14 protein-coding genes and 2 pseudogenes are annotated in these 18,455 nt (G+C 53.9%); 5 read left to right on the top strand and 11 right to left on the bottom strand.

Going from position 1 to position 18,455, the window contains the following annotated elements:
- Window positions 1-193: 193 nt before the first annotated feature.
- From DPA2511_RS24295 to DPA2511_RS16570, 4 genes and pseudogenes are all read right to left on the bottom strand, one after another.
- Window positions 194-580 (bottom strand): annotated as a pseudogene (locus DPA2511_RS24295) (methyl-accepting chemotaxis protein); the annotation flags it as partial.
- A gap of 135 nt (window positions 581-715) precedes the next feature.
- Window positions 716-1,492: pseudogene (locus tag DPA2511_RS24290) on the bottom strand (PAS domain-containing protein); the annotation flags it as partial.
- Window positions 1,493-1,901: 409 nt separating this feature from the next.
- The gene (gene mltB / locus DPA2511_RS16575; protein ID WP_023638454.1) at window positions 1,902-3,011 is read right to left on the bottom strand and encodes a lytic murein transglycosylase B; all 1,110 of its coding nucleotides are present in this window, start codon (window positions 3,009-3,011) and stop codon (window positions 1,902-1,904) included.
- 102 nt (window positions 3,012-3,113) lie between these two features.
- The gene (locus DPA2511_RS16570) at window positions 3,114-4,037 is read right to left on the bottom strand and encodes a LysR family transcriptional regulator (protein WP_015854899.1); all 924 of its coding nucleotides are present in this window, start codon (window positions 4,035-4,037) and stop codon (window positions 3,114-3,116) included.
- Window positions 4,038-4,218: 181 nt separating this feature from the next.
- Between DPA2511_RS16570 and DPA2511_RS16565 the strand changes: the two genes are divergently transcribed.
- Both DPA2511_RS16565 and menC read left to right on the top strand, forming a co-directional pair.
- Window positions 4,219-5,433, top strand: coding sequence for an MFS transporter (locus tag DPA2511_RS16565; protein ID WP_015854898.1), 1,215 nt, complete (start codon window positions 4,219-4,221; stop codon window positions 5,431-5,433).
- A gap of 26 nt (window positions 5,434-5,459) precedes the next feature.
- Window positions 5,460-6,572: an o-succinylbenzoate synthase gene (menC, locus tag DPA2511_RS16560; protein WP_015854897.1), complete on the top strand. Its 1,113-nt coding sequence runs from the start codon at window positions 5,460-5,462 to the stop codon at window positions 6,570-6,572.
- Between the two features lie 20 nt (window positions 6,573-6,592).
- Here menC and DPA2511_RS16555 read toward each other — a convergent pair whose 3' ends face one another.
- The 4 genes from DPA2511_RS16555 to DPA2511_RS16540 form a co-directional block, all read right to left on the bottom strand.
- Entirely contained in the window at window positions 6,593-7,627 is a 1,035-nt protein-coding gene (locus DPA2511_RS16555) for an ABC transporter ATP-binding protein (protein WP_015854896.1), read from the bottom strand.
- Entirely contained in the window at window positions 7,615-9,327 is a 1,713-nt protein-coding gene (locus tag DPA2511_RS16550) for an ABC transporter permease (protein ID WP_015854895.1), read from the bottom strand. The genes DPA2511_RS16555 and DPA2511_RS16550 overlap by 13 nt, the downstream gene beginning before the upstream one ends.
- Window positions 9,328-9,329: 2 nt before the next feature.
- Entirely contained in the window at window positions 9,330-10,307 is a 978-nt protein-coding gene (locus DPA2511_RS16545; protein ID WP_015854894.1) for an ABC transporter substrate-binding protein, read from the bottom strand.
- Between the two features lie 226 nt (window positions 10,308-10,533).
- Complete coding sequence (locus tag DPA2511_RS16540; protein ID WP_015854893.1) at window positions 10,534-11,112, bottom strand: histidine phosphatase family protein; 579 nt, start codon at window positions 11,110-11,112, stop codon at window positions 10,534-10,536.
- A gap of 309 nt (window positions 11,113-11,421) precedes the next feature.
- Between DPA2511_RS16540 and DPA2511_RS16535 the strand changes: the two genes are divergently transcribed.
- Window positions 11,422-12,354, top strand: coding sequence for a nucleoside recognition domain-containing protein (locus DPA2511_RS16535; RefSeq protein WP_015854892.1), 933 nt, complete (start codon window positions 11,422-11,424; stop codon window positions 12,352-12,354).
- A gap of 577 nt (window positions 12,355-12,931) precedes the next feature.
- On the opposite strand, the gene DPA2511_RS16530 is transcribed toward DPA2511_RS16535, so the two are convergent.
- Window positions 12,932-14,752, bottom strand: coding sequence for a hypothetical protein (locus tag DPA2511_RS16530; protein WP_015854890.1), 1,821 nt, complete (start codon window positions 14,750-14,752; stop codon window positions 12,932-12,934).
- Between the two features lie 1,205 nt (window positions 14,753-15,957).
- Entirely contained in the window at window positions 15,958-16,203 is a 246-nt protein-coding gene (locus DPA2511_RS23000; protein ID WP_015854889.1) for a helix-turn-helix domain-containing protein, read from the bottom strand.
- Window positions 16,204-16,362: 159 nt separating this feature from the next.
- On the opposite strand from DPA2511_RS23000, the gene DPA2511_RS16525 reads away from it, so the two are divergent.
- Both DPA2511_RS16525 and DPA2511_RS16520 read left to right on the top strand, forming a co-directional pair.
- On the top strand, window positions 16,363-16,644 hold the full coding sequence (locus DPA2511_RS16525; RefSeq protein ID WP_015854888.1) for a helix-turn-helix domain-containing protein: 282 nt from the start codon (window positions 16,363-16,365) through the stop codon (window positions 16,642-16,644).
- Between the two features lie 108 nt (window positions 16,645-16,752).
- Window positions 16,753-17,019: a helix-turn-helix transcriptional regulator gene (locus tag DPA2511_RS16520; protein WP_015854887.1), complete on the top strand. Its 267-nt coding sequence runs from the start codon at window positions 16,753-16,755 to the stop codon at window positions 17,017-17,019.
- A 69-nt stretch (window positions 17,020-17,088) separates the two neighbouring features.
- Here DPA2511_RS16520 and DPA2511_RS16515 read toward each other — a convergent pair whose 3' ends face one another.
- Entirely contained in the window at window positions 17,089-18,330 is a 1,242-nt protein-coding gene (locus DPA2511_RS16515; RefSeq protein WP_015854886.1) for an integrase, read from the bottom strand.
- Window positions 18,331-18,455: the final 125 nt, after the last annotated feature.

Genomic DNA, 18,455 nt, shown 5'->3' with positions numbered 1-18,455 from the left:
GCGTACCGGCTCGTTTAACCGGCCGGTATTACGCAATACTGGTGACGAGAATCAACCCGAAGTATGGCGGGGATAATATTAAAAACCGGCGGCGAACCTGACGCCGGATCATATTTATATGAGCACTTCAATAATAAGCATGAAATTATTGACTAACGGTCTGTAAAAATACACGGCCGCAACCGTATCTGAATTACACATTTAATTTATGTATGACATCGACAAATGCGGAAACGCCGCGGTTAATTTCGCTAAAACCGCGTGACAGATCGTGAATTTTTTCCCGTTCATTACTCAGGAACTGATTAATCTGCTCCATTTGTTGATACATCTGCTCAATCAACTGGGAATTATCCTCAACCATATGGGTAATTTTTTGCGTCGCCGTTGAGGTGGACAGCGCCAGTTTGCGCACCTCTTCCGCCACGACGGAAAATCCGCGTCCTGATTCGCCGGCCCGGGCGGCTTCGATCGCCGCATTCAGCGCCAGTAGGTTGGTCTGGGCGGCGATGGCGTCGATGGTGCCGATCATCGTGTTGATGTTTTTAGCATGCTCATGCAGACGGGTGCCGATTTCCGATGCCGACTTGACCTGCGCCGTAATCCGCTCGGCATTGTGGACGGTTTCCTCCAGCACGTCGCTGGCGTTGTGGGTAATCTGCGAGGTTTGTTCCGACGTCGTCACCGCGATATCGGCGATGCGTTTGGCATTTTCGACGCGGGTCGTGATATTGGAAGCAAATTTTATGATCTTGTACACATGGCCATTGGTATCCAGGATCGGGTTATAGCTGGCTTCCAACCAAACCCGTTCACCCTGTGCGGTTTTACGTTCGAAACGGCCGACAAACGACTCGCCATTGTTGAGTTCTTCCCAAAAGCGCGGGTGTTCCCGGTAAAACATGTCGTAACAGAATATCCGGTGGTGCTGCCCCTGAATCTCTTCCTGGCTGTATCCCATGGTGTTCAGGAAATTATCGTTGGCCCAGATGATTGTCCCCTCTGGAGTGAACTCAATCACTGCCAGCGAGCGGTGCAGGGCGGAAATAATGGCGTCTTTATCTTCCAGCGCCTGGTGATTCTGGGTAATGTCGGACGCCAGTTTAATGACTTTAACCACCTTGCCGTGGCGGTTTTTCACCGGGAAATAGGTGGCTCTCAGGAACAGTTGTGTTTGCTGGCTGTTATAGCGTTCAAATACCCCGGAGAAGGACTCCCCGTTTGCTAATCCCAGCCAGAATGTGCGGTATGCCTCCGAGGAGACATAGTATGGGTTGCAAAATAAACGGTGATGTTCTCCCTGAATCTGATCCAGGGAATATCCCATGAGGTCGAGAAATAATGGATTGGCATACAAAATCGTACCGTCGGGTTGAAATTCGATATACGCAATACTGTGTTTTATCGCAGATATATCGTATTCCGGAGTGCTAACGTTTGACGCCGTAATATTTTTCCCTTTCACACTCAGCGCTTTTGATAATCCAAACATTGACATCCCCTATACCGAAAATATGCCAGTGATTTTTTTATGGCCAAAACAATTGAATTGCAGGCAGGGCAACATGCTTGCAATATCGATCGCGGATCGCGATGGATCAATGAATTGGCGCTGATAAGAAAGTAATAGTGCAGATTTGGATTTATAACAGCCCAGACGATGTATTTTTAATATCCCCGTAATACTTCAAGCAGCAAGGATGTTGGCTGTATGACCTGGCCCATCCCTGGGGCTCGCCCTGCGGGCCAGCGTAAACGCTGTTCAAAAACGCTCCCGGCGTTTTTGTCCGGAGCGCACGGGCTTTCGCCGCGTCCATGCGGCTCACCCGGCGAAGTCGTCCACCTCAGCACAGTTCTTGACGCCGTGTACTTAAAGGGTTTGTCAGCAGTTGGACTCAGGTTTAGTACCCCTGCCGTGCTTTTCTGACTTCTTCCCCTAGCTGCCATACCGCCATCGCGTAGTGCACGCTGTGGTTGTAGCGGGTGATGGCGTAGAAGTTCGGCAGGCCGTACCAGAACTGGTAGTAGCTGCCCATGTCGAGGCGCAGCAGGCTGGCTTCCTGATAGCCGCCCAGCGATGCGGTGGGGCGTAGCCCGGCCGCCGCCAGCGTCGACAGGGAGTAGCGGGTTTTAAAGCCGGTATCCAGTGAGAAGGTCTGGCCGCTGGCGGGCACCGCTATCTGTTCGTTCGGCTGCCAGCCGTTCGATTTGAAGTAGTTGGCGACGCTGCCGATGGCATCCACCGGATCCCACAGGTTGGGAATGCCGTCGCCGTTGAAATCCACCGCGTATTTTTTGAAGGCCGACGGCATGAACTGACCGTAGCCCATCGCGCCGGCAAACGAGCCGCGCAGCGATAGCGGATCAAAGCCGTCTTCCCGCGCCATCAACAGGAAGTATTCCAGTTCGCTTTGGAAATACTCCGCCCGACGCGGGTAGGCGAAGGCCAGTGTCGCCAGTGCGTCCAGAATGCGGGTTTTGCCCATCACCCGGCCCCAGCGGGTTTCCACCCCGATGATGCCGACAATGATCTCCGGCGGCACGCCGTAGATTTGCCGCGCGCGCTCCAGCGCATCGGCGTATTGATTCCAGAAGGCGACGCCGTTTTGCAGATTATCCGGGGTGATGAACTGCTTGCGGTAACGCAGCCAGGCGCCGTTGGGAATGTTGGACGGCACCGCCGTAGACGGCGCCGGCGCCTGTTTATCCATCAGCCGGATCACCCAGTCCAGCCGTTGCGCCTGGCCCAGAATAGTGTGCAGTTGCTGACGGTCGAAACCGTACTGCTGTGCCATTTTGCCGATAAAGCGATCGACATCCGGGCTGTTGGCGAAATCGCCGTTTGCCAACATGCCGCTCTGGGCGCCTGGGTTGAAGAATCCGCCGGTCGGCGTGGGGGACGTGGAGGAAGGCGTGCCGGTTATCATTGCGTCCGGCTGCGATTCGGACGGGGTATTGCTACAAGCGGACAACATAACCAACAGGGGAACAACTGCAATCAGGCGACGCATCAGATATCCATATAACTCTGCCAGAAACAACGTGGCGGCCATGTTAGCGCAACGTCCATAGGGAAAAAACCGAATTATACGCCCGGCTGGCGGCATCGGCGGTTAGGCGTCAGGTTCCTGCTCTTGTTCCATGATCCGGATCAGATGTTCGGTAAACGCGGAGACCGCTTTGGGCAGTGTGCGCCCCGCCAGCGTGTTCAATTCGATATTGAGCCCATTCAGATCCTGGCCGGTAATCGGCACCGCTACCATGTCGTGATCTTTCAGGTATTGGCGCACCACCAGTTCGGTGGAAATCACCACGCCGTCGCAATAGCGGGAAAACGCCAGCAGGGCGCTGATGGAGGTGGTTTCGAATGCCGGGTCGATCAATAACCCCTGACGGCTACAGCAGGCATCGAACAGCCGCCGGGTCAGGATATGTCGCACGGGCACGCCGAGTGGATAACCCGCCAGTTGCGACAACCGCAGATTCGTTTTCTCCGCCAGCGGGTGGTGGCGTTGCATCACCGCCACCAGCGGCGAATGCAGCCGGTAAGCGACGTGAATATTGGCGGTGGGGATCTGGCTGAACGTCAGCCCGATATCGCTTTCGCCTTCATTCAACCGACGCGCCACTTCTTCGGCGGTCGCCACCAACAGTTGAAAACGGATATAGGGATAACGTTGGCGGAACGAAGAGATCGCCATCGGAATAAAATCCAGGCTGAATCCCGCAGTGGAGACAATACGCACGTCGCCGCGTCGCAATCCCTGCAATTCCCGAATTTCCTGCGTGACCTGCTCGGTTTCCAACTGATTACGAAAGGCGTAGGCCGCCAGTAACTCTCCGGCGGCGGTGGGTGTCATGCCGCTTTTTCGCCGTTCGAACAGCGTGGTGTTGAGCCGGTCTTCCAGCCCGCTGATTTGGCGGCTGATGGCGGAACCCGCTACGTTCAGGCGCTGGGCGGCTTCGCTGATGGAGCCGGAACGCACCACCTCCAGAAAGTAACGGATGGCGGTGTCCTGCAGATAACGGGCGGTCATGGCGTTTTCTCGATGGTTAAAGTTTGCCGTTTCGGCAATAGGGCGGTGAAAAAGTTGAAATAGCAGTATGGATGGCGGGTGTCTAGTATGCAATCAGGAGGGGAGTATCGGCAGGGAAGAATGCGTCGCAGAACGCACTGGCCGCAGACAACGCAAACATCACACAGGGGAATCAGGACAGATGGGTCATTACACGAGAAAAAAATCATATTGGGTGCTGTTCCTGCTGTATATCGGCTGGTGCGTGGCGTTTATCGATCGCGTGGTGCTGAGTATGGGGTCGACGCAGATGGCGAAAGAGCTGTCGCTGTCGCCCAGCGAGATCGGGCTGGTGCTGAGCGCGTTTTATTTCGGCTTCTGGTTGATGCAACTGCCCGGCGGCTGGCTGGCGGATCGCTTCGGCGCCAAAGTGGTGGTGGCGATGGCGATCGCCATGTGGTCGCTGTTTACGTTTCTGACCGGCATCGCCTGGTCGTTGACGGCGCTGCTGGTGATTCGCTTTTTGTTCGGGTTGGGAGAAGGCGCTTATCCCTCCGCTTCCGTCAAGAATGCGGCGGAGCAGTTCCCTCCGAGTGATAAGCCGCGCATGACCTCGTTGCTGATGTCTTCCAACTATGTGGGCAGCATGATTGCGCCGTTGCTGATCGCGCCGTTGATTCTGGCGTTGGGCTGGCGCCATGCGTTTATGGTGATTGGCCTGTTCGGCATCGCCTTCGTGCTGGTATATACCCTGACCGTCAGCGCTAAGCCGGCATGGGTGTCGAATGAGCCGGAGCGCCTGAGCGGCGCCGATTGGCGCGAGGTGATGAAAAACCCACTGTTATGGCGGTTGGCGGCGGTGTGGTTCGGCCTGAGCCTGATCAACAAGGGGCTGGATTCCTGGATGCCGATTTACCTGATGACCGAACGTCATCTGGATCTGAAAGCGGTGGGGGTGCTGTTGCCGATCCCTTACGTGATGGCCGGGGTGGCGACCGCCTCCGGCGGCTGGGTGATGACCCGGTTCTTTGACGGCCGTGAGCGCGTAATGCTGATGGGCTGCGCCTTGTTGACCGCGCTGTTCCTGTATCTGATGTACAGTGCGTCGAGTATCACCGCGGTGGTGGTTGCCCAGTCTTGCGCTTATTTTTTCAAATCGTTTGTGTTGGCAATTGCCGTGGCGCTGCCGACCAAGGTATTGGCGTCGCGCATGGTGGGATCCGGCATCGGGGTGATCAACGTCGGCGGGCAGGCGGCCGGGTTTATCGCACCGCTGGTGATCGGCGCGATGGTCGAACACTTCGGCTATCCCTCGGCGTTCCTGTTTTTGATGGCCGCCGCCGCGTTCTCGGCGGTGGTGAGCCTGACTATCCACACGCGCCCGTCGGCACAGCCCGGCGTCGCGGCGCAGGTTTGACGTTAACTGTGTTGTGAAGGACAAAGATGAAAATAGACAAAATTGTATTGCGTCAGATGAAGATGACGCTGAAAACCCCGTTTACCACCAGCTTCGCCACCCAGACGGAGAAATATTTCACCGTGGTGGAAGCGCATTGCGGCGATGTGGTGGGTTACGGCGATTGTTCGGCGATTTCGCTGCCGTTTTACAACGAGGAAACCAACGTTACCGCCTGGCACATCATGCGTGATTTTCTGGTGCCGATGCTGCGCCAGGCCGGCGAGATTCGTCATCCTTCCGAAGTGCGCGATATTTTTGCGCCGGTACGCCGCAACAACTGCGCCAAGGCGGCGGTAGAAGGCGCGGTATGGGACGCTTATACCAAACAGAAACAGACGCCGCTGTGGCGCGAGCTGGGCGGCGTGCGCGACCGGGTCGAGGCGGGCGTCAGCATCGGTATTCAGCCGACGCCGGCGGATTTGGTGCGCGTGGTGGCAGGCTACCGAGAAGAAGGCTATCGCCGTATCAAGATTAAGATCAAGCCGGGCAAGGATCTGGCCTACATTCAGGCGCTGCGCAGCGAATTCGGCGATATCACGCTGATGGTGGACGCCAACTCCGCCTATTCGCTGGACGATATTCCGCTGTTCCGGGAATTCGACAAGTACAACTTGTTGATGATCGAACAACCGCTGGCACACGACGATATCGTCGATCACCGCAAGTTGCAGGCGGCGATCGAAACGCCGATCTGTCTGGATGAGAGCATTGCCTCGGTGGAGGATGCCCGCAAAGCCATTGAACTGGGCAGCGGCCGCATCATCAATATCAAGGTGGCGCGGGTGGGCGGCATCACCGAAACCAAGCTGATCCACGATTTCTGCCAAGACGCCGGGATCCCGGTATGGTGCGGCGGCATGCTGGATACCGCCGTCGGCAAGGCGCACAACATCGCGGTGGCGACGCTGCCCAACTTCCTGCTGGCGCATGACATTCCGCCGTCGTCACGCTATTGGGCGCAGGATTTCATGCTGCCGGAAGTGACGCTGGATCAGGACAGTATGGTGGCGGTGCCGGACAAGCCGGGTATCGGTTTTGATATCAACCCGGAACTGTACGCCCGCTACTGTTACGGCGAAGAGACGTTCCGTTTCTGATCGTTATGATGAGGCGGCGTTTATGCCGCCTCCAGCCGCCAGCCTTGCAACAGGCGCACCGCCACGTTTTGCTGTTCCGCCAGCGGTGCGGGGTGATAGGCGGTCAGCGTCTGGCCATCGGGCAACCGCAGTTCCAGAAGATAGCGTTCGCCCTGATAGATACAGCTGGCGACCTGCGCCGTCAGTGGGCTGTGCCCGGCGAGGACGACGTGTTCGGGACGAATCAGCACCGGCTGGTGCGGCAGCGAGGTATCGTGGCGTTCCAGACTCTGGTGCAGGCTGGCGCTGTCCAGCAAATCGCTGGTCGCAACGAGCGGCAGTTGCAGAATGCTGCCCTTGCCGATGAAGCCGGCGATCCAGGCGCTACGCGGCGCATGATAAAGCTGCTGCGGCGTTCCCCACTGCATCAGTTCGCCCTGATGCATCACCGCGATATGGCTGGCGAGCGCCATCGCCTCCGCCTGATCATGGGTGACGTAGACAAAGGTGGCGCCGGTTCGGCGGTGAAAATCGCGGAAGGTCTGTTCCAGCGTGGCGCGCAGGTGCCGGTCGAGGTTGGCCAGCGGTTCGTCCAACAGCATGACCTTTGGTTCCGAGACCAGGCAGCGCGCCAGCGCCACGCGCTGACGCTGACCGCCGCTTAATTCCTGCGGTGAACGCCGGGCGCAGGCGGCCAGCTCCACCACCTCCAGGGCGTCCATCACCTGTTTTTCACGGGCTGCGCCGCCGATCTTTTTCAGCTTCAGCGGGTAGCCGACGTTTTCCGCCACCGTCATATGCGGCCACAGGGCGTAGGATTGAAACACCATCCCCATCTGGCGCGCTTCCGGCGGCAGGTGGTTGTGTTGATCCGCCAGCAGGCGATCGCCAAGCCACAGGCGCCCGCGGCTCAGTGTTTCCAACCCGGCCAGCATGCGTAATGTGGTGGTTTTCCCGCAGCCGCTGGGGCCGAGCAGCGCGGTAAAGGCGCCCGGCGGTATGGTCAGCGTCAGATCGCGTACTACCGTTTGCTCGCCAAACAGTTTGCCGACCTGTTCCAGTTTCAGTTCCGCCATGGGATCACGCCTTTCGGAAGAGAGCGGCCGAGGCCGTTCAGCAGCAGCATCGTCAGCGCCACCAGCGCCACCACCATGACGGAGATAGCCGCTGCCAGCACTTTGTTGCCGCTTTCATCAAGATTGAAAATCACCACGCCCAGCGTTTCGCTGCCTGCGCTCCACAGCAGCGCGGAGACCGTCAGTTCGTGTACTGCGGTTAGAAAGACCAGCAGTGCGCCGGCAAAGGCCGCGGGCGCCAGCAGCGGCAGGACGATATGGCGCAGGCGCTGGGTGCTATCGGCGCCGGCCAGGCTGGCCGCCTCTTCCAATGCCGGATCCAACTGCAACATGCCGCTGTGTACCGGTTTGAGACTCACCGTCAGAAAGCGGGCCAGGTAGGCCAGAAAGATGATCGCCAGCGTGCCCTGCAAACTGATGTCCAGTAACGGCAGCGGGCGGGCGAACAGCAGAATAAATGCGATAGCCAGCACCACGCCCGGCAGGGTGTAGGGGATGTCGATGGCTTGATGCAGCCAGCGCAGCAAACGGCTGGGGAATCGTACCAGCAGATAAGCCAACGGCAGACTCAGCGCCGTCAGCGTGAGCGCTGCAAACGACGACAGCAGCACGCTGTTGGTGAGCGCACGCCAGGTGGCGCTGTGGGGTTGCAGCAGGGTGTGGTAGGCGGCGAAAGTCAGCGTGGCGGTATTGAGCGGTACGCCGAGCGTCGGCACCAGCGAGGTAACGATCAGCGCCAGTAGCGGTGCGACCAGGATCAGAAACAGTACCGTCGCCAGCAGCAGTTCGACCGGAAGACGCCAGACGCCGAGCCGAAACGCCAGCGCCCGTCCCGCCATACCGATCAGCGGTAGCGCATGACGTCGCTGCCAGCGGCTTTGCAGCGCCACGATCCCCACCGCCAGCGCCCCCATCACCACCGACAACGCCGCGACCTGGTTGAGCATCGCCGGGCCGTAACCGGACATCAGTTGATAAATGCGGGTGGGCAGCACGAAGTAGGACACCGGAATACCCAGCATCGCCGGGATGCCGAAGTTCCCCAGCGCCGAGACAAAGGCAATGGCGCCGCCCGCCCAGAGCGCGGTGCGGCATAGCGGCAGCACGATATCGTACAGCACTCGCCATAACGGCGCGCCGTGCAGGCGGGCGGCTTCAATCTGTTCTTTGGGCAGGCACAGCAGTTGGGTGCGTAGTGTGAGAAACACCAGCGGCGCGTGCTGGATGCCGAGCAGCAAGGCGATGCCTTCGGCGGAGTAGAGCGGGTTGGGGCTGCCGAACGTCGGCGCCACACCCAGTGTGGTCAGCAAAATGCTGTTGGAGCCGAACAGTTGTAGCCAACTGAGCGCCGTGACTTGCGGCGGGATCATCATCGGCAGCATGAAAAGATAGACCCACAGCGCTTTGGCGCGGATATCGGTCAGCGCCAGAGCGCAGGCGAACAAACTGCCCAGCAGTAACGACAACAGGGTGCCGAGTGCGCTGGTATAGAGGCTGTGATACAGCGCGCGCCAGGTGGCGCCGCTAGACAGGACGCGCCATAGGCTGCCATCGCCGCCCTGATGCCAGTCAAACAACGCCGACAGCAGCAGACGCAGGCTGGGCAACAGGCTGAGCAACGCCACCAGCGCCAGCAACAGCCACCATCCTCCTCGGGGCGGGTTGCCGACGACGACAGGGCGCAGGGTTAGCCCATCCATGTTTATTGGTTTCCAAAAAGTTCGCCAAAGCGCTGCTTGTTCTGTTCTGATTCCGCCAGCGCTTTGCCTGCGTCAAACGCCATCAATTTGATGCTATCTCTTGGTGGAAAGCCTTCCGGAACCGGCAGCGTCGGATCGGCGGTGAGATAGCCTTGCTTCAGTACCAGTCTCTGTCCGGTTTCCGAAAGAATGAAGTCGATAAATGCTTTGGCTGCCTCTGGGTGGTTGGCTTTCTTCGTCATCGCGACCGGTTCGGTAACGATGCTGACGCCTTCTTTGGGAAACAGAAATTCAATCGGCGCGCCTTTGGCCTTCTCGCGGATCGCCATAAAGTCCACCAACACGCCGTAGGCTTTGGCGCCGGAGGTAATGGCGCTCAGCACGCCGCCGTTGCCGCTTTGCGGCATCGCGCCGTCGTCTTTTAACTGCTGATAGTAATGCCAGCCTAGCTGTGGGTTGCCGGTGAGCGTGGCGAGGTGGATCAGTGCCGCACCGGAGTATAGCGGGCTGGGTAGCGTGGCCATGTTTTTCAGCTCTGGCTTGACTAAATCCTGCCATGAGGTGGGTTTGACCGGCGCCTGACGGTGATAGGCGATGCCGGTGGTGATCAATTTGGTGCCGTAGTAGTAACCCTGGGCGTCGTACAGCGCGGGATCGTAGCGTTTGGCCTCCGGCGACTGATATGCCGCCAGCAGGTTCTGTTGTTTAAGGGCTTCCATGGTGACGCTGTCGGCGATCAGCAGGACGTCCGGCATGGCGCCGCCCGCGGCGGCTTCTGCCTGCAAACGAGCGGTCAGCTTGGTGGTTCCGTCGCGGATCCAGTTTACTTTGATGTCCGGGTGCGCTTGTTCGAAGGCGGCGACGGTCATTTGCGCATCTTCGCTGGGCTGGCTGGTGTAGAGGGTCAATGTGGTGTCGGCCAGAGCAGGGGCGGCCAGCGCCGCCATCGTCAGTACGGCGAGAGTGATACCTTTATGCATGTCTCGTTCTCCTTTTTTCGTTGCGACGATTACAGCAACCGAATCTGACAGAAAGATGATCCGCTGAGAAAAGCAACGTCCGCGCCGGATCGCCGCTGCTCGCGGGCCGTGCGTGAAGGTAAATCGAAAGCGGGGGAACGCAGAGACGACGGAGGAGGCGGGTACCCTTGGGGCCCCGCCAAGCCGGTGTTGATACGGTAACGGGCGTTACCTGACAGCGCCGGTATTAGGTATTGGGGCACGTATCCGGTACGCCGTTCAGGCCTTCCGTTTCCCGGCTGAAGGCGATGAACTTGCCGGCGTCGTCCAGCTTGATGACATAAATGCCGTCGAAATCAGAGCCTGCCCAGGGGAGAACCACGCTGTCATCGCCGCCGGCCATGTTGATGATTTTTTTGGCGGCCACGACCAGGTTCTTGTGTTCCCAGGAGAGAAAGACCAACGGGTGAGGTTTCCCGGTCAGCAGTGTTTTGGCAAGCTCGGTGGTATCGTCTGCGCGGAAGCGAAGATCGACTGGCTGTGATATCCGGATCGCGGTGGGGGTGATGGTGGTGAGTGGCCGCAAGGAACTGCCGATTTTTTTGGTTTTGGGCGCCGAGGCGAAAATGGCATCGGGCGTGCCGTACCGGCCGAGTAATACCTGCGGAATACTCAGCGCCCGATTCAATCCTTTACAGGTGAGTTGGCCGCTGTCGTTGTCCGGTTTTTCACCGTGACGGATAAAGACAAAGGTCTGATTTGCCTCTGCAATCCCACCATATCCCATCATGACTGCCAGTAGGGCGGATGTTAAAAATACCTTCATTGCCACCTCCTTATCGTTGTAGTTCGAACGGCGCCCGACGTGATCTGTAGATACCGGGCTGCGGTTACGTGTTGCCACTGCGCCTTTTTATGCAATCAGCATCGGCGATGAGCGCAAGATGTACTGGCATATCGTGATTAAGATCACGAAAATAGCCCAGTGAACATTCCGGATCGGTTCCGCATAGGCGGAGAGATGTCCGGGCTTGGGGCGGGCGTATGTTCCCGCACGATAATGACAATAGCAAATTACCGGGACAGTACGGGTAATGTGCCGGGATTCAGGCGTATGACCGGCCAGGGATATTCAATGGACATTATTGGAATCATTATGTCGGCGGGGAAATCCTCCGTCGACGTCGCGCTCTATACGTTGTTGCCGATCATGGTCGTGATGCTGGTCATCATGCGGTTTCTGGAAGTCAAAGGGATTGTCGATCTATTGGTTCGCTGGATGGCGCCGCTTCTGCGCCCGTTTGGGCTAAGCGGAATGAGCACGTTTGCGCTGATTCAGCTTAACTTCGTCAGCTTTGCCGCGCCGTTGGCGACGCTGTCTATTATGGAAAAACGCGGCGTTTCTGATCGTCATATGGCAGCGACCATGGCCATGGTGTTCGCCATGGGGCAAGGCAATGTGTTTTATCCCCTGACGCCGTTTGGGCTGCATTGGGCGGCGGCTATCGTGATTTCGATTATCGGCGGGCTGGCGGCGGCGGCCCTGACCTACCATGTGCTGGGGCGCAGGTTGTCTTCGGCAGAAGGCCGTCGTTCCAACGAGGTTCCTGCTGAGGAAACGGGCGGTAAAGGGCTGATCGGCATTATCAACAGTGCGGGATCGGATGCTATCCGGCTGGCGTTGGGATCGGTGCCGATGCTGATTTTGTCGATGGTGATTGTCGGTATGCTGGAAGCCGCCGGTGCGGTGACGGCGCTGGATCACGTTTTATCGCCGTTGCTGACATCGGCCGGTATTTCCCCGGTCTTTGTGCTGCCGACGCTGGTGAAATGCCTGGCCGGCGGCACGGCGTACTTCGGCGTGGTATCGGATTTGGTTCATCAGGGAAAAATGACCGCCAGCCAAATCAATGCATCCGCCGGATTGTTGGTTCAGACGTTTGATTTGCCGGGTATCGGCATATTTCTCGGCGTTGGCTCACGGTTAACGCGACTGTTCCGCTATGCCGCATTGGGAGCGCTGTTTGGGATTGTGGTTAGAACCGTGCTGCATGTGGTGCTGTTTTGAATCCGCTTTCGGAGATTAGTGTTGTAAAGCGGTGCTGTATGTCGGATTCCGAAAAGGGTGCCATCGAACACCAATGGGTGTCAGTTGACGCAAAAAGGCCCGCAGGGCTTGAGGTTGCTGACAACGTATAATGGCTGGATCGTACAGGCGCTGCCAGTACGTCTTTGTCAGCGCGAACCTCGCATCCCTGGCGCGGACGCTTACTCTTCCATGCCATTATCACTGTTTGATGAAGACAGCCAGGTTTGTCAGCAGTCTGAAGCCCGGAGGGTTTGCGCCGTGCGGGCTTTAAGGACTTCATCGGATGGTTCTGGGAGTCACCGATGGAGAATGTGGGTTGGTGGACGTTAAACCCGCAACCGAAACTCCTTCAGTGGATTATCTGCCGCCATTTTGTCGCCACAGGTAATAAAAAAGGGGTTCCGTTTTCACGTAACCCCTTGATTTAATTGGTGGGCTGGGGGAAGTTGAATTTGATGTTTATGTTATTGATATTAAATATTTTGTTTTAAATTAATTTTTATCTGCGTACCTAAGTGTGTACCAATTATGTCAACTTAGTCTCATTTCGTGAGGATCATTTAAGCCGATTTTGCGGCTGAGTATCATCATGGCCGATAATGTAAAACTCCGCGCCCGATGCCCTAATGGCCGACTCGGCGCTAACAAGCAAGACATCTAGTTGCTTCCTGATATTTGATTGAATATTTCTATTATAATAACTTTTCATGGTATGAGGCTGCACTATTACCACCCTAAATTTAATCTTGCTGTTTTTTTCAAGTGATTCGATGGCATCTAAGAATGAATTATGATCACTTAATTTATTGTCATTCCAGCAATATTTGGTAACTGCGTTTTCAGCTCGTTCTCTAAGATCTGTAACTAATGTTTTTCTACTAATATATCGAAGGTTTTTTATTGCTTGGTTCAACACTATGTCATGAGCACCGACTGATATTCGTCGATCACTGCTAATGGAATTTGCAGCTTTAATATGAATTAAAGAAATGTAAGTTTTATCTTTATGTTCAACAATATGTATAAAATCTGCTTTTTCTCCTGCACCATCGTCGCAGAGGAGCCAGCCAGATGGTCTATCAGTAGTCAAAAAATTTTCATGTGAATCCCAAAGCCCACACCAATTATGCTTCATCCAGCAGAAAAGTGACTTTTGATATCCTATTTTATTAAGAGCAACTTTTCCATCTAGTTCAGGTTTCTCCTTGGATATATCGAATCCCTCGAAGTTTGTCCAAATGAAATTATTGTAAGAAACATCACGGTACTCTGTTTTAAATACTCGACTGTTAACAATCGCATGACCGGATTCATACCAACATTTAATTAGCTCGGGATATTTAAATGTGTTTGAAAAATATTCTATTTCTTGTTTCTTTCCTTTCTTTGGATGTTTTTCAGTTACTTCAAATTCGACGTCGTAATCTATAATTTTTGGTGATATTTTTATATCTCCAATACTTGATTGGTATTTGAATACCTCTAGGTTTATTTCAGATGAGTTTAATGTGTCTAATATCTTACAGGAATATTCATTATGGATTATACGTAGTCGATCAATTTTGCTTTCACTCAAACCATTGCTATTGAACTCAGGGTCAAGAAACGATAGATCATAAACGTTATTCACACCTTTAATTTCAGCGACGGGTATAGATAGAATACTTATTGGATTCTCAAGTTTACCTGTATTTTTATCTATCGTATCAATTATCTCAATCACTCTGTTTTCAAATGTTTTCCAGTCTTTGCATGGTCCCCGCCATAATGATGATTTATATGGGTTCAAGCCAATAGTTGTATTTGTTCCGTCTAGAGATGTACGAACTGCTGACATTGTAAAAGATTGGTCTTCTAGAGGGTTCAGAGTCTCTGCGACACTTTCTCCGCCTAATACTTTTGAGTCAGCTTTAAAGCTTTCTCTATCATGTATCCCAGAAAGCCATAACATTTTAATTTTATCTTCATTTATAAAAAGATAATTGAGTTGGCTAATGTTTATTACTTTTAGGTTAGGAAGTAGAGGAGTGAAAAAATACGTCCTTATTTCATCCTTCATGCCTTTTTCAGACATATAGAATGCAAATGTATTGTTAAGACTGAAAGTGATAAATATATGGTTTTCTACATCGGTGAGTGTATTTCCTGCGAACCAACTTGGATTTTTCAAAACTTCATAATGAGTATAGAAAATGAGAGCCTCACCAGCTGAATCCTGTTTAACAGGTTGCATTTCAACTTCCTGTCCTTTTCGACCTTCTTTCTGAATTACATCTGTGATGATTTCGTGTATTTCTGCAGGATCGGAATTGATTTGGCTCGAACCCAAAAGTATTGAAAGAAACGGTTTAATCTGCAGTTTATCAACTCCATTCATAATAATTTTCCTGTTTTATCTCATTAAATTTTTTAATTTATAAATAGTTAATTCATTTAACCGTGATCAATGTCACTTTGTGCACATGATTTTGTAAGGCTTCCAGCGAAACTAACTATCCACTTTTCGATATTTTTTCTACCGATGAGAATCTCACCAATCCTGATATAGACCAATCAGCCGTAAATTTTCCGCACATACCGTATCGACTACATTAATCTCCATGTCCTAAATTCATCGACACCGGAGTACTCGCTTCCTGATTTTTGAAATTCTGTCACCAGTAATAACTCATCGGATACTGCGACCAAACATAATGTAGTATATGTGGTGAATATTGCCCCCTTAGCTGCCCAGTGTCGTTTGTGAATATCTGAGATTTAGCGTGTTTTTCTGATAATACTAATAACTATAGATTGTTTTCCTACCTCTCGCCTCATCACGTCGCCCCATGTTCTCGCCCCATGGTATAGGGCGAACGGATGAGGCGAGAACATGGGGCGAAAGAGCGTAGTCGCTTTACGACCATGTGCCGGAAAGTATACTTTCCGGCACGAACGACATGAGCCAGTTCATGCGGGCTGAATGCCCTTATTGCCTGGCTCATGGGGGTAATGTCGCGGCTGGACGCCACGCCAAAACCCCCAAGGTCAACGGCGGCACACCGTCACGCGCTACGCGCGACCAACCCCTTTAAGACGCGCGTTTTAGCCTGTTATTTCTCTTCCTCGCAGGCTCGGTGCGAAATAACGGGAAACGCAGCTTTAAATGGGTTGGTCGCGCCACGCTACCGGCTTATGGCCGGAGACTTAGCTGCGACGGTGTGCGGGGCTAACGCCCCCCAAATAAACCGACGCGTGGGCGCGTCTTTTTGCTCGCTGGGGCGGCAAAATTTATTCGGCTCCCCCCGATCAGCTCGGTTCACTTGGGGTGAACGCTCGCCAGTGGGTTCGGGCGACGCAAATTAACAATTTCTGCGAAATTGAATTTACTCGCCTTACGCCACTTTTTAATCCATGCTGGATGCATGAATTAAAAAGCCTAAAGTCGTTACGTTCTGTGCGATCCTACCCAGATACTACTCAACTTTTTCGTGTGGGATGATTGTATTTACTATGCGGGGAGTTCTTTTATTACATACAACAAAGAGCCTGCCGTTATATGCAGCAGAACGGCAGGGTAATCTTCGCGATTATTATCATCCTCTAATCTGAAATTCCATTTCTGTATTTCCTGTGCTGCCCATTGTTATACCGCGAAGGCCAGATCTCTTCAGGACGTCTATGCAAGGCTTCGGCGATTAAGCGTTCTCCTTTAGGCCTATGGCGCGTCAGTGTATTTGCCAAAGTGGAAGAGGCGAGTCCCGCTTCTCTGGAAACCGCAGCCAACGTTGTGCCTTTCTTTCTTAAACCAGCAATGATATCTGCCGGATGCCAGTCTTGTTCGGTCATCGGAAGTTACCCTCGTTAGTAGTCATAAGACAGAGTCAGCGAAGTTGCCTTCTTCCGACTCAGGCATGTTTTTATGTTTCTTCTTTAGGAAGTCTAAAGATAATGAATCTTAAGGAATGCTAAAGATTCTGTCAATACAGTTATTGATGGCAGATCCTTATGATCCCTGAACGTCTTAAAAATGCGAGGTTACGGGCTAATCTGACGCAAGAGCAGCTTGGCGTATTAGCCGGGATTGGCGAAGAGACGGCCTATTCTCGTCTCTCGCAGTATGAGAGCGGAACGCATACGCCATCGTTCAAAACGGTTTGCGCCTTTGCACACGCATTGAACGTGCCAGAGAGCTATTTTTACACCGTGGACGATAGCTTTGCAGAAGCGATCCTGACACTGTATGCCGGTGAAACCGTACGGTGGCAACGCACGCCAGAGGGCAAATAAGGGCTGGGTGCATACTAAGCGCGTCGCCATCTTTATAAACTCTAAAGAAAATCCATATTGAGGAATGCTAAAGATTACCGCAATACATTAACTGCCGGTAATAACTGAATGATTCCTAAGCGTTTGAAAGCGGCCAGATTAAGAGCGAATCTTACGCAGGAGAAGCTCGGCGTACTGGCTGGTATCGAAGAGGCTACCGCCTATTCGCGTCTGTCTCATTATGAAAATGGCACGCATAAACCCACGTTTGAATTGGCCTGCGAATTTGCCCGCGTACTCAATGTGCCGGAGTGCTACTTTTACATTGTTGACGATGAATTCGCAGAAGATGTGCTGAATTTGTATCTTGAACGTTCCCGCCGCAAAGAAAAATAACGCGTCTCCCGCCTCACACCATCACTTGCTTATGGTGTGAGGCGGGAGAGAAAACACGGCCTAATATAATCACCCAATCGCTTTGAGTCCTCGGATCCCGCCTTCCAGCACGCTGCCGTTGTCCGCCGCTTTCACAAAGTCAGCCCACCATTGCATCATGGGGCGACGTTGTTCCAGATAGTCGCTGCGGTTATAGGCCCGGCGTACTTCATTTTTATCTACGTGGGCGAGGGCGGCTTCGATGACATCGGGCGGAAAGCCTTGCTCATTGAGCGCGGTGCTGGCGATTGAGCGCATGCCGTGTGATACCAGAATGCCGCCTAATCCAGCGCGTTTCAGCGCGGCGTTGACCGTCTGGCTATTCATTGGCTGTAACGGCTTAATGCGGCTGGGGAAAACATATTCCCGATGGCTGCTTAAAGGCCGCATAAGTTCCAGAATAGCCAGTGCTTGTTCTGACAGCGGAACGATATGTACCCGCTTCATTTTCATGCGTTCGGCCGGAATGCGCCATTCTTTAGCATCCAGATCGATCTCTTGCCAGCGCGTCTCAGCGGCTTCGACAGGGCGGGTGAGGGTGAGAAGCTGCCACATAAACAGACAGCAGGTCGGTAACTCGATATTTGCCAGCCGCATCGTTTGCATCAGTTGCGGTAGTTGATCCGGGCGGATACTGGGCATGTGCTTTTTCTGCGGTTTCTCGAACGCCTTGCTGATATTGACGCTGGGAGCCGCATCGATCAGGCCAACGTTCATGGCATAGATCATCACTTCGTTAATCCGCTGGCATAACCGCCTTACCGTTTCCAGCGCGCCTCTGGCCTGTACCGGCTGAATAGCCTGCACCAGCGTGCGCGCTTTGATATCCGTGATGCTGATATCGCCGATGGCGGGAAAGATATCCTTTTCGAGGGAGCGCCGGATATCGGAGGCGTAGTCGGCGGTGACGCTGCTCTTTTTTAACTGTAGCCAGCGTTCGGCAACGACCTTAAAGGTGTTGGATTGGGTTTCCAGCGCTTGCTTGCGCAATGAAAGCTGGTGTTCATAAGGGTCAATATCTTTTACCAGCAGGGCGCGGGCCGCTGTCCGGCGTTGCCGTGCGTCGGCCAGAGTGACTTCGGGATAAGGGCCAAAAGTCAGTTTTACGCGCTTTTTGGTTAAAGGCCGGTAGTAGCGCATTTGCCAGACTTTCCTGCCGCTGCTTTTGATTAGCAGTTGCAGACCGTCGCCGTCATGCAGTGTGTAATCCGCTTCCTGTGGTTTGGCGGCTTTGATCTCCGTATCGGTGAGGGGTTTTGTTAACCGTGCCATAGGTACCTCCATCATTTAGGTACCCGCTGGATGGGTACCTGCCTTTCGGGTACCTAAGAAGGTACCTAAAAGTTGTGGAAGCCACAAGATCACCACAGCGCCTAATAGACGTAAAAAAGCCCGCA

It is taken from the genome of Musicola paradisiaca NCPPB 2511 (assembly GCF_000400505.1).
GTDB lineage: Bacteria > Pseudomonadota > Gammaproteobacteria > Enterobacterales > Enterobacteriaceae > Musicola > Musicola paradisiaca.
Note: the sequence above shows the minus strand (reverse complement) of the source record. Positions and strands in the feature narration are given on the sequence as shown.

Excerpts from the sequence above, each read along its gene's own strand:
- DPA2511_RS16570 (WP_015854899.1), bottom strand. The coding sequence starts at position 4,037 with ATGACCGCCCGTTATCTGCAGGACACCGCCATCCGTTACTTTCTGGAG.
- mltB (WP_023638454.1), bottom strand. The coding sequence starts at position 3,011 with ATGCGTCGCCTGATTGCAGTTGTTCCCCTGTTGGTTATGTTGTCCGCT.
- DPA2511_RS16530 (WP_015854890.1), bottom strand. The coding sequence starts at position 14,752 with ATGAATGGAGTTGATAAACTGCAGATTAAACCGTTTCTTTCAATACTT.
- DPA2511_RS16550 (WP_015854895.1), bottom strand. The coding sequence starts at position 9,327 with ATGGATGGGCTAACCCTGCGCCCTGTCGTCGTCGGCAACCCGCCCCGA.
- DPA2511_RS16535 (WP_015854892.1), top strand. The coding sequence starts at position 11,422 with ATGGACATTATTGGAATCATTATGTCGGCGGGGAAATCCTCCGTCGAC.
- DPA2511_RS16565 (WP_015854898.1), top strand. The coding sequence starts at position 4,219 with ATGGGTCATTACACGAGAAAAAAATCATATTGGGTGCTGTTCCTGCTG.
- DPA2511_RS16515 (WP_015854886.1), bottom strand. The coding sequence starts at position 18,330 with ATGGCACGGTTAACAAAACCCCTCACCGATACGGAGATCAAAGCCGCC.
- DPA2511_RS16540 (WP_015854893.1), bottom strand. The coding sequence starts at position 11,112 with ATGAAGGTATTTTTAACATCCGCCCTACTGGCAGTCATGATGGGATAT.
- DPA2511_RS16545 (WP_015854894.1), bottom strand. The coding sequence starts at position 10,307 with ATGCATAAAGGTATCACTCTCGCCGTACTGACGATGGCGGCGCTGGCC.
- DPA2511_RS16525 (WP_015854888.1), top strand. The coding sequence starts at position 16,363 with ATGATCCCTGAACGTCTTAAAAATGCGAGGTTACGGGCTAATCTGACG.
- DPA2511_RS23000 (WP_015854889.1), bottom strand. The coding sequence starts at position 16,203 with ATGACCGAACAAGACTGGCATCCGGCAGATATCATTGCTGGTTTAAGA.
- DPA2511_RS16520 (WP_015854887.1), top strand. The coding sequence starts at position 16,753 with ATGATTCCTAAGCGTTTGAAAGCGGCCAGATTAAGAGCGAATCTTACG.
- DPA2511_RS16555 (WP_015854896.1), bottom strand. The coding sequence starts at position 7,627 with ATGGCGGAACTGAAACTGGAACAGGTCGGCAAACTGTTTGGCGAGCAA.
- menC (WP_015854897.1), top strand. The coding sequence starts at position 5,460 with ATGAAAATAGACAAAATTGTATTGCGTCAGATGAAGATGACGCTGAAA.